The organism is Secundilactobacillus pentosiphilus, assembly GCF_002217985.1.
Lineage (GTDB): Bacteria > Bacillota > Bacilli > Lactobacillales > Lactobacillaceae > Secundilactobacillus > Secundilactobacillus pentosiphilus.
In genome coordinates this window covers 64,986-77,034 of sequence record NZ_BCMI01000009.1, presented here as the reverse complement: position 1 = coordinate 77,034, position 12,049 = coordinate 64,986, and the positions used below count along the sequence as shown (strand labels likewise).

7 protein-coding genes are annotated in these 12,049 nt (G+C 50.9%); 6 read left to right on the top strand and 1 reads right to left on the bottom strand.

The genetic code is table 11. From position 1 onward, the window contains the following. Positions 1 to 89 precede the first annotated feature (89 nt). The 5 genes from CES81_RS06095 (at position 90) to clpB (ending at position 8,089) form a co-directional block, all read left to right on the top strand. The gene (locus CES81_RS06095) at positions 90 to 794 is read left to right on the top strand and encodes a tRNA (adenine(22)-N(1))-methyltransferase (RefSeq protein ID WP_089121078.1); all 705 of its coding nucleotides are present in this window, start codon (positions 90 to 92) and stop codon (positions 792 to 794) included. Then, a complete protein-coding gene (locus CES81_RS06090) occupies positions 784 to 1,896 on the top strand; it encodes a Nif3-like dinuclear metal center hexameric protein (RefSeq protein ID WP_089121077.1) in 1,113 nt (370 codons plus the stop codon). Before CES81_RS06095 ends, CES81_RS06090 begins: the two co-directional genes overlap by 11 nt. A gap of 14 nt (positions 1,897 to 1,910) precedes the next feature. Continuing rightward, a complete protein-coding gene (gene pepT / locus CES81_RS06085) occupies positions 1,911 to 3,149 on the top strand; it encodes a peptidase T (protein ID WP_089121076.1) in 1,239 nt (412 codons plus the stop codon). Between the two features lie 80 nt (positions 3,150 to 3,229). After that, positions 3,230 to 5,350, top strand: a complete 2,121-nt coding sequence (locus CES81_RS06080; RefSeq protein WP_089121075.1) for a DNA topoisomerase — start codon at positions 3,230 to 3,232, stop codon at positions 5,348 to 5,350. A gap of 111 nt (positions 5,351 to 5,461) precedes the next feature. After that, positions 5,462 to 8,089 (top strand): ATP-dependent chaperone ClpB, encoded by a 2,628-nt coding sequence (gene clpB / locus CES81_RS06075; protein WP_089121074.1) that lies wholly within the window; start codon positions 5,462 to 5,464, stop codon positions 8,087 to 8,089. Between the two features lie 63 nt (positions 8,090 to 8,152). On the opposite strand, the gene CES81_RS06070 is transcribed toward clpB, so the two are convergent. Continuing rightward, entirely contained in the window at positions 8,153 to 8,350 is a 198-nt protein-coding gene (locus CES81_RS06070) for a YjzD family protein (protein ID WP_089087893.1), read from the bottom strand. Positions 8,351 to 8,470: 120 nt separating this feature from the next. Between CES81_RS06070 and dnaE the strand changes: the two genes are divergently transcribed. Next, positions 8,471 to 11,845: a DNA polymerase III subunit alpha gene (dnaE, locus tag CES81_RS06065; protein ID WP_089121073.1), complete on the top strand. Its 3,375-nt coding sequence runs from the start codon at positions 8,471 to 8,473 to the stop codon at positions 11,843 to 11,845. Positions 11,846 to 12,049: the final 204 nt, after the last annotated feature.

Below are 12,049 nucleotides of genomic sequence, written 5' to 3'. Positions count from 1 at the left end.
GGAATCGATAAAAACGGCTTCTTCTGTTGTGCTGGGTTTAGGCTCTAGCCTATAATGGAACTACGAGATTAAAGAGGAGTGAACAACGTATGAACGGGACACATTTATCCAACCGCCTGCAAACCGTTGCCGATTTTGTTCGGCCCGGCGCGCGTTTAGCAGACATTGGTTCAGATCACGCTTATCTGCCGGTGCATTTAGCAAAGCAGGGCGTTATCAGCGCGGCAATTGCCGGTGAAGTTGTGAAGGGACCCTATCACAATGCGTTAACGGAAATTGAAAACGAACAGTTAGCCACCGTGATTACGGCGCGTTTAGCGGATGGCTTGGCAGCAATTCGCCCAGACGATAACGTTGATACCATTACGATTGCTGGTATGGGCGGGACGCTGATCACCAATATTTTAGAGAGCGGCAAAGCACATTTGACCCACCGTGAACGGCTGATTTTACAGCCCAACGTGGGCGAGGATAACGTCCGGCGCTGGCTGCAGGATAACGGCTATCAGATCGTGGCAGAACGGATTTTAGCTGAAGACGGCCATATCTACGAAATTATCGTGGCTGATTCCGCTGATACGCCGGTGACTTATACCGCAGCTGAGCTTAAGTTCGGCCCGTTTTTGTTGCGGGAAAAAAGTCCTGTGCTGCAGCAGAAGTGGCGCCAGGAACAAGCTCGGCTGGATCAGGTAATTGCTACCATGCAGCAGGCGAAAAACGCGCCGCAGCAAAAAATTGCTGCCTTTAAACGGGAACGCGAGCAAATTCAGGAGGTTGTATTAGATGAAAGTTAAAACGTTAATTGAACGGTTTGAACAATTTGCACCCAAGTCCATTGCCGAACCCAAGGATCCCGTTGGACTGCAGCTGGGGTCACTGGAAGCAGATTTTCACAAGGTATTAGTGACCCTGGATGTTCGGCCGGAAGTAGTGGACGAAGCTGTCTCGATCGGGGCGGACTTGATTTTTGCCCACCACCCGGTGATGTTTCATCCGGCACATAATTTGGATTTAGAAGATCCGCAAAATCAAATGTACGCAACGTTGCTGCAGCACCATATCACCGTGTATGCAGCCCACACTAATTTAGACAGTGCGGATGGCGGTATGAATGATTGGCTGGCTGAGGCCTTGGGCTTATCAAATACGGTAGGCATGGTGGACGGGGCCCAGCAAGCCAACTACTTACTGACGGTTCACGTGCAGCCGGTTTATGCAGACGCAGTTCGCTTAGCCATGGTAGGTGCCGGTGCGGGTGACATGGCCCGGTATTCCGGTGCTAGTTTTGAGTGGAACGGGACCACCTGGTTTACGCCAATGCAGGGTGCCGACCCGGAACTGGGTCCGGTTGGTGAACGCAACAGCACCGATGAATTGGCGATCCAAGTCCGGGTACCCAGCGCTAAGCTGCCCGCGGTGGTGGAAGCTGTTAACGGCGTGTATCCTGGAGGCCACCCAGCCTTAGAACTGACCCGTTTAGAGCATGAAGGCCATCAATTCAGTATGGGACGGATCGGGGACTTACCTGAGAGCATGACGGTGCGTGAATTTGCCGAACACTGTAAGCAGGTTTTCCACGTCGACGGCCTACGGGTGGTCAGCGATGACATGGAGAAGACCGTTCAACGGATCGCGGTGCTTGGCGGCGACGGCGGTAAATTCTTTAAAATCGCTCAGCGCAAGGGTGCTGACGCTTACGTCACCGGCGATGTCTACTACCATACCGGCCACGACATGATTGCGGCCCATTTTCCAGTGATCGATCCGGGACACCACATTGAAAGCATCTGCAAGCCTCACTTAACGGCACTTTTTAAGCAGTGGGCTCAAGAAAACCAGTGGCAGGTTGAAATCGTGCCATCTGAACTGAATACGGATCCGTTTACGTTTATCTGAAAGGATGGTCGAGTATGCAATACGCTAATTTGATACCGCGCTTTTTAAAATACGTTAAGGTTGAAACCCGTTCAGATGAGGACAGTACCACAGTGCCGTCCACGCAAAGCCAAGCTGCTTTCTTGAAAACGTTGGCGGCTGAGCTGACGGAAATTGGCCTGACGGACGTTCACGTGAGCGCGTCCAGCGGGTACGTTTTTGCCACGTTACCCAGCAACCTGGAGACGCAGGTACCCACCATCGGGTTTATTGCCCACGTGGATACTGCGGATTTTAACGGCAAGAACGTTCGGCCGCAGATCGTGGAAAACTACGATGGCCACTCCGTGATCCCGTTAGATTCTGCTGGCACATACACGTTGGATCCCAAGGTATTTCCCAACCTCTTAAATTACGCAGGGCAAACCCTGATCACGACTGACGGTTCAACGCTGCTGGGTTCGGATGACAAGTCTGGGGTAGCGGAAATTATTACCGCCATGCAATACCTAATGGCTCATCCGGATATTAAGCACGGCACCATCAAGGTGGGTTTAGGACCGGACGAGGAAATCGGGACTGGCGCGGTCCACTTTGACGTCAAGGACTTCGGTGCCGACTTTGCCTATACCGTTGACGGCGGACCGCTGGGACAGCTGGAGTACGAAACCTTTAACGCGGCGGATGGCCGGGTACACATTACCGGCACCAACGTTCACCCCGGTTCGGCCAAGGATACCATGGTCAATGCTAACCAGTTAGCCATTGATTTTCATAACGCCTTGCCAGAACACGACCGGCCGGAAAAAACGGCTGGCCGAGAAGGCTTTTTCCACCTCTATAAAATTAGTGGCGACGTGGATTCCGCTGATTTGGGATACATTATCCGCGACCACGACCGGCAGCAGTTCGAAGACCGCAAGCAGCTGTTTGCGGGGATTGCGGACCAGCTGAATGCCAAATACGGTGCTGGAACGGTCCAGGTGACGTTAAAGGATCAGTATTACAACATGCGTGAAGTTATTGAAAAAGACATGCGGATCGTTGAACTGGCGAAGCGGGCCATGGTCGACCTCGGTATCACACCCGATATTGCCCCAATACGGGGCGGTACGGATGGCGCAACGCTTTCGTTTTTAGGCCTGCCGACGCCAAACATCTTTGCTGGTGGTGAAAACATGCATGGCCGGTTTGAATTTGTATCCGAGCAGACCATGGCGAAAGCGACGGACGTTATTTTAAAGATCATTAGCTTAAACGCAAAAGAAGCATAGCACAGTCAAAAAGAGCTTTAACAGTTAAACCGGCTGCTAAAACTCTTTTAAATTATGGTGATTAAAGGAGTATTAAGGTCATGTTTGAGTACGCCATTTTATGTGAAAAGGCCAGTGCGGCCAAAAACTTTGCCAGTGCCTTGGGTGGTACCAGCGGCGAGTTTGAGGGCCATAGTTACCGCATCGTTCATTCCCACGGGCACCTGCTGGAATTTGTTGATCCTAAGGACCAGGTGCCAGCGGATAAGGCAACGCAATATCGTTCCTGGAAGCTGGAGCATCTGCCTTGGCAGGTCAATGATTTCAGCTGGGAGAAACAGCCCATCATGGCAAAAAATCCGCGGACTGGGCGTCAAAAGTCCACTAAGTCTGATTTAGCCGACATTAAAAAAGCGGTGGCCGACTGTGAGTCGCTGGTGATTGCGACCGATGTGGATCCTTCCGGGGAAGGTGAACTGCTGGCCTGGGAAATCATTAACGCTATCAAGTGGGTAAAACCGGTCAAGCGGCTGTACTTCGCGGATGAAGAAGCTCGTTCGATCCAAAGCGGTTTCCGGGAGATCAAGCCGATCACTAATCAGATGCAAGACGGAGACTACTTAAAGTCGGATGCCCGCAGTAAGTGGGATTTTCTGTCCATGCAGCTAACGCGGATCGCCACTACGGTAACGAAACAGGCCGGCTATCCGGTACGGGTAGTCCGTGAAGGCCGGCTGAAGTCCTTGATGGTCCGGCACGTGTACGAGCAGTTAATGGCGATCAAGGATTATAAGCGCAAACCGTTTTACGAAGTGAAGTTCCAAGATAATGCTGAGCACGTTTTCGCCCGGCATTTTAAAGACGAAGAGGAAGCGGCCAAGTGGCGCCACGAAAAACAGGCGGATGCCAAGCAGGAGCAAGCACAGTACCATGAAAGTGCAATTACCAACGTCAAGACGGTCCGGCGTCACTCGGCACCGCCGAAATTGCTGGACCTCTCAAACTTAGCATCAATTTTAGCGCCTAAGGGTTACAGCGCTAAAGAAGTGCTGAGTACTTATCAAAAAATGTACGAAGCTAAAATTGTCAGTTACCCGCGGACCGATGATTCGAAGATCTCCATGGCGCAGTTCTATCAACTACTGCCACTGGTGCCCAAGATTGCGGCCGTGGTGGACGTGGACCAGAAATTACTGACCCACCGCAAGCCGCGGTTTACCCACGTGACTAACGGCAGTGTTGATCACGGGGCTAACCGGCCCGGTGAAAAGATCCCCAGTTCATTGGGCAGCTTAGCGAAGTATGGAAAGTCCGGCCCTGCCATTTATTCGGTGGTGGCTAAGAACTACTTGGCCATGCTGGGGGAAGACTACGAGTTTGACCATACCACGGCCGAACTGAAGGACTATCCCGCTTTTAAAACGGCCTTTAACGTTCCGGTGGCGTTGAACTATAAGCTGATCTTTGATAGTTCCCGGCAAATCAGTGACGCAGATGAAGCGGGTGAAGAAACTAAGAAACAGTTAGGCCAAACCGCATCACCCTTCATTTTTGAAGGCGCCAATAAGAAACCGGTCAAGCCAACCATGAAGTGGCTGATGAACTATCTGCAGCACCATAATATTGGGACTGGTGCGACCCGGGTATCGACCTTATCACAGATCACGTCGGGGGCCACGGCCCTGATGAAGGAACGGCGGGGGACCTTATCCATGACCAATACCGGGACGATTTCCGCCATTCTCACGGAGGGCACAATCATCAGCAGCACCAATGCCACTAAGCGGTTAATGAGTTTGATGGATGAAGTGGGTGCGTTTAAATTAGCGCCAGCCGAACTGCTGACCACCGCCACGCAGACGGTGACTCACGATCTGCCAATCATGGTGGCCAATGCCGATAAGCTGAAGACGCATTTAGGCGATCCCGAAAAGTTAGTGAAGCACTACCCCAAGAAGGCCAAAACGGGCGGTCAGACCGCCAGCGGCAAAGAAGTTAATTTCAATCAGGTCTGGGGGGGCCACCACTTTTCAAATCAGGAAGTGGCCGATTTGCTAGCCGGCAAGGACATTGCCTTTCACATTAAAACCAGGCGCGGCAAAGATTTGGCGGTGCATGGCAAATTAGCACAGCAGACCTACCGCGGTCACAAATTCTGGGGTTTCAAACCGGCGGATGACGTCTTTCAAAAGCGGTCCAAAAGTCACCGGAAAGCCCGTTAAAATACTTTGGTCAAAAAAGGTCAAATTATTTTTATTTTTGCTTTGACGTATGCTAAAATGAATCCAGTAATGATGATTCAGTCAAAATAAGCAAAGGATGATGATCGTTTAATGAACCCAGACATTTTAACGCAATCAGTGACTGATGCGATTGCGGAAGCCCAACAGATCGCCGTTAATCGTAAACAGCAATCGATCGGCGTCGCCCACCTCTTTAAGTTTTTAATTCAGCCTGGTCAACTCGACCGGCAGATCTTTAGTGAGCTGGGGCTCAACCTGGATCAGCTGAACGCAGAACTGGATCAAGAAATTGACCAGATCAGTGAGGTTGCGGGGGATAACGTCACGTACGGGCAAAACCTGTCGCCGGATCTGTACCGGTTGCTGCAAAAGGCAGATGAAGTCCGTAAAGATCTGGGTGACGAATACATTGCCAGCGATACGCTGGTACTCGCGGTCATCCAGATGAGCGGCAGCCGTTTCGGCGACTATTTAAATCAACAGGGATTAACGCTGCAGCAAGTCAAAAATAAAGTCACTGAAATCCGCGGAGGTGAAAAAATCACGTCAAAAAACCAGGAAGAAGGTTTCAAAGCCTTAGATAAATATGGGACTGACTTAGTCAAAGCCATGCGCAGCGGCAAGCGGGACCCAATCATCGGCCGGGACGAAGAGATCTTGACGATCACCCGGATCCTGTCACGAAAAACCAAAAACAACCCCGTTTTGATCGGGGAACCCGGTGTGGGTAAAACCGCCATCGTCGAGGGCCTTGCCCAACGGATCGCCCGTGGTGACGTCCCTGAAAACTTGAAGAATAAGTCGATTTTTTCACTGGACATGGGGTCCTTGATCGCGGGTGCCAAGTACCGTGGCGAATTCGAGGAGCGGCTAAAAGCCGTCTTAAAAGAAGTGAAGAAGTCTAACGGCGACATCATCATGTTCATCGATGAGATCCATAACATTGTGGGCGCCGGTAAGACCGAAGGCAGCATGGATGCCGGCAACTTGTTAAAGCCGATGCTGGCCCGTGGCGAACTGCACTTGATCGGAGCCACCACGACGGATGAATACCGCAAGTACATGGAAAAGGACCGGGCACTTGAGCGCCGGTTCCAAAAGGTCCCAGTAGCAGAGCCCTCAGTGGCAGATACGATTACCATTTTGCGGGGCTTGCGTGAACGCTACGAGATCCACCATGGTGTTCGGATCCACGATAACGCGCTGGTGGCAGCGGCTAAATTATCGGACCGTTACATTACCGACCGTTATTTGCCGGATAAGGCGCTGGACTTGGTGGACGAGGCTTCGGCTTCCATTCGGGTGGCCATGAATTCGGCGCCCACCGAATTGGATCAGGCACGGCGGCAGCAAATGCGTCTGCAAGTGGAAGAAGCCGCTTTAAAGCAGGAAACGGATGAAGCTTCACAGCAGCGGCTCAAAGACGTGCAAAAGAGCTTAGCGGACGTCAAGGAGACGGTCAGCAGCTTAAATGCCCGCTGGGAAGATGAAAAGCAGTCGCTGGATGCGTTAAGCAAGAAGAAGACTGAGCTGGACAAGGCTAACCGTGACCTGCACGATGCGGAAGCCCAGTACGACCTGGATAAAGCCGCGGTCCTGCAGCACGGCACCATTCCGCAACTGAAAAAGGAACTGGCGGCAATGGAAAACAAGGGGCATTCCGGCGACTGGCTGGTCGAAGAATCGGTAACGGAAAAAGAAATCGCGGCCGTAGTGGCTAAAATGACCGGGATTCCGGTTAACCGGCTGGTGGCTTCTGAGCGGGAGAAACTGCTGCATTTGGCGGATAACCTGCACAAACGGGTGATTGGTCAAAACGAAGCGGTTGAAGCCGTCTCAGACGCCGTTTTACGTTCGCGGGCTGGTCTGCAAGATCCCAGCAAGCCGTTGGGGTCATTTCTGTTCTTGGGGCCTACCGGTGTCGGTAAAACCGAATTGGCCAAAGCCTTAGCTGAAAACCTGTTTGATTCAGAAGACGAAATGATCCGGATCGATATGTCCGAATACATGGAAAAAGAATCGGTCTCCCGCTTAGTGGGGGCGGCTCCCGGCTACATTGGTTACGAAGAAGGCGGTCAGCTCACCGAAGCGGTGCGGCGGCACCCGTATTCCATCGTCTTATTTGATGAAATTGAAAAGGCCCATCCAGACGTGTTTAACATCTTGTTGCAGGTACTAGACGACGGCCGTTTAACCGATAGTCAGGGCCGGACCGTGAACTTTAAAAACACGTTGCTAATCATGACGTCTAACTTAGGGTCCGATATCCTGCTGGACGGTACCGATGATCAGGGCCGCATTTCAGACGATGCCAAAAAGCAGGTAGCAAGCCTGTTGCAACGGTCATTTAAACCGGAATTCCTAAACCGGATCGATGATACGATCATGTTCAAGCCGCTGACCATGGCGGACGTTGAGCAGATCGTGGGTAAGCTGATCGATCACCTTGCTGACCGGCTGGCCGAACAGCAGATCAAGCTGACGATCACGCCTGAAGCGACGAACTGGCTCGCTAAGCGGGGCTACTTGCCGGCTTACGGTGCGCGGCCGCTGCAGCGGACCATTACCAGTATTGTTGAAACGCCGCTGGCAAAACTGATCATTGGTGGTAAAGTCAGTGCTCAAAGTACGGTTGAGGTGGCGATGAATGCTGATGGCAGCGGGATCACCTTCAACACCGCTTCAGGTGCTAGTGATGATGAACACAGTGAAAAATAAGGTTTGAAAGCACAAAAAAACTGGCAGTTCCTAAAATTGGAACTGCCAGTTTTTTAAATCTTATTATTTTTGCGCCTTTACGTCCGAGTTTGAAACTAATTTAACGCCGTTGGTGAAAATCAAGGCAGCGATGGTTGCAACTACCCCAATCTGCATAGGCATATAAGTCATAACTTCTAGTTGACCGCCAATGTAGCCGATAACTTCACCAAAAATGATTGCCCAAAAGATAACAACCAAGTTTGCTTCTAATGCTTTCATTGTAGACACCTCGCAATCAAAGAAATTTTAGCATATTGTGAGCTAAAATGAAAGTCTTAAAATGAGTCACTCTGTTATAATGGAAGCCGGAAGTTTTACGAGAAAGGAAGCCGATTGATCATGGCGTTTGTTCCACTACAAGTCATTAGCAGTTACAGTCTGCTGCAGAGTACCAACCAGTTGGACGAACTGGTAAAAACAGCCGTACAGCGGGGTTATCAGGCGCTGGCACTAACGGACCGTAACGTCATGTACGGCACGGTTGAATTTTACCAAACCTGTCAGAAGTATCACGTCCAGCCAGTCATTGGGCTAACCGCTGATTTAGCCGGTATTTTTGCGACCGAACAAACTTTTCCAATGGTTTTACTGGCAAAAAATCAAACCGGTTATCAGCATTTGATGGCGATTTCGTCGTTTCTGCAAACTCGACCGGACCGTGAACCGGTGACGGTGGCTCAGGTGAAGCAGTGGTTCAGTGACCTCGTCGTCATTTTACCCAGCCAAAGCGAGCTGCAATATTGGCTGGACCAGGGTGAACAGGCAAACGTTAACCAGCTGCTGGCACGGTTGAGTCAGCCAGTGGACGATAACAGTTTGCTGATTGGGATCGCCCCCACGCAGTCGGCTGCGGTGCGGCAGCTGCTTACCAAGCTGGCTGCCGAAGCACGAGTGCAAGTTGTTGCCTTACCAGAAGTGCGCTATTTGGACGCAGACGACCGGTTTGCGGTGGGGGTACTGAACGCCATCAAGGATGGTACCACCATCAGTAACTTAGCCGAGGCACAGAAGAAGACCGGTCAGTACTGGTTACGGCCGGCTGCCGAGTTTGATAGTCTTTATGACGAATTAGGGTTAAAAGCAGCGGCTCAGTTAACGGCTACGGTGGCAAAAGCTTGCCGAGTTCAATTAAAGTTTCAGCACCCTCAGCTGCCCAAGTTCCAGACGCCTGACCAGCAAACGGCTAAGACTTATTTATTGGCACAGTGCCAAGCGGGACTCACCAAGCGGCTGCAGGAGAATCAGATCACGGCTGCCAAGCCCTATCAGGAACGGTTGGCTCACGAGCTGGATGTTATCGACCGGATGGGTTTTAACGACTATTTTCTGATTGTTTGGGACGTCATGCAGTTTACCAAACGCGCCAACATCACTACCGGTCCGGGCCGTGGTTCAGCGGCCGGTTCCCTGGTTGCCTATGTGCTGGGGATAACGGATGTTGACCCGTTACAGTACCATTTGCTTTTTGAACGTTTCTTGAACGAAGAACGGGCGCAAATGCCCGATATTGACCTGGATATTCCGGATAACCGCCGGGAAGAAGTACTGGAATACGTCCACCAGAAGTACGGTCACCAACGGGTGGGTCAAATTATTACCTTTGGGACGTTAGCAACCAAACAGGCCATTCGTGACGTTGGTCGGGTCTTCGGCTTGCGGCCATACGAACTCAGTGAATGGAGCAAAACGATTCCCAGTGTGCTGCATATTTCCCTGAAAGAAGCCTATGAGCAGTCACAGCCCCTGCAAAACATGGTGGCGGACTCACCGACGAATAAACTGCTGTTTGAAACGGCCTCGAAACTAGAGGGGCTGCCGCGGCACTATTCCACTCATGCGGCTGGGGTCGTGTTGAGTGATAAACCGCTGACTGACATTGTGCCGGTACAAAACGGTTCCGAAACCATGCTGATGACGCAATATACCAAGGATTACGTTGAACAGGTGGGCCTGCTGAAAATGGACTTCCTGGGACTGCGAAATTTGAGCCTATTAGCAGCAGCCTTGAAGTACGTGAAGGTCCAAACCAGGCATGATTTAAACATTAGTCAAATTGATTTGAATGATCCGGACACCCTAAAACTTTTTCAGCGGGGTGACACTAACGGTGTTTTCCAATTTGAATCCAGCGGGATCAAAAACGTTTTGAGGCGTTTGCATCCCGATACTTTTGAGCTGGTGGCTGCCGTTAATGCACTCTACCGGCCGGGGCCAATGGAAAATATTGACCACTTTATTAAACGCCGACTGGGACAGGAACCAGTGACGTATCCCGATGATTCGCTAAAAGAAATCTTGGCGCCTACCTATGGCATTATCGTTTATCAAGAACAGGTGATGCAGGTGGCTTCCACCATGGCCGGCTTCACCTTAGGACAAGCCGATTTATTGCGGCGGGCCATGAGCAAGAAGAAAAAAGCCACGATGGAAGCCATGCGGAAACGGTTTACGGATGGTGCGGTAGCTAAGGGGCACGCGGTGAAAGTGGCCGAAGCAACCTTCGACTACATTGACCGGTTTGCTAACTACGGTTTTAACCGGTCTCACGCGGTGGCTTACAGTAAAATGGCTTTTGAATTAGCCTATCTGAAAGCCCACTACCCAGCGGCCTTCTTTACGGCGCTGCTGAATTCGGTGTTGAATAACAGTGCTAAGACCAAACTGTACCTGATGGAGGCTAAGCGGCATCAAGTTAAAATTTTGCCGCCTAACATTAACTATAGCGGCGCTTATTTCCGGCTAGAGCACAATCAAATCCGTTTCGGCTTGGCTTCTATCAAAGGCATGCGCCGTGATCTGCTGCAAAGTATCATTACCGAACGGCGGACCAATGGCCAATTTAAGTCGCTGCATCAATTCCTGCTGCGGCTGGATCCAAAATGGCTGAAGGAAGATTTAATTGAGGGGTTGATCTACTCTGGCGCCTTCGATGATTTTGGTTATAACCGAGCTGAACTGATTGCCAGCCTGCCAGAATTTTTAAGCAGCGTGGAACTTAGCGGCAACAGTGTGGACTTGTTTGCAGCCCTAGCGCCCAAGATCAACCATCAGCCGGATTTTAGCTTGAACGAACGGCTGGAGAAGGAAAATGAATACTTGGGGGCCTACCTGTCGGGCCATCCCGTGGAGCAGTACGCTGATTTGGCCCAGCAACGTGGCGCTGTTTCAATCGGTGACGTGAGCGTGGACCAGCACGTGACACTAGTGGTATACGTTACACGGATTCGGACCATTCGAACCAAACGCGGTGATCAAATGGCCTTCTTGACGGCCAGTGATTTAACGGGTGAAATCAGCATTACGGTGTTTCCCAAGACTTACCGGCAGATCGCTACTTGGCTGGCAAAGGAGCAGGTGATCTTAGTGACCGGCAAAACGGAGGCTAACCGGGGCAGTCTGCAGGTCGTAGCGGAGGCGGTGACCCAAGCCTCGACGGTAAAAGACTCCCACTCAAAACCTTCTAAGGCAAAAGAGTTGCAGGGGGCCCGCTGGTTCTTGCGGGTAACGCCAGCAACGGATGAACCGGCGATCATGAATCAGTTAACGGCGTTTTTAAAGCAAAATCAGGGCCAAACACCGGTCATTGTTTACCGGGTTGCTGATGACAGCAAGCGGATTTTAAACCAGCAATATTGGTTGCCAGCCAGTGAGCAATTGGTGGCACCATTAGAGCAAATTTTGGGTGACCATAACGTAGTGTTACAGGTCAAATAGTCGTTGCTGAGATTAAATTGATTTAAATAAAGGGCATGAAAACGCTTTTATGACGGAAATGTCGAGTTTTTAGAAAAACACCGCAGACAATAAAATTGAAAAGTGCTAAAATAACAGACGGATTCCAAATTGGACTGTTTCAATTGTGATAGCCATCACAAGATGGTTGAATGAGCGGATCAGTCTTAAACTCAAAGGAGAGAT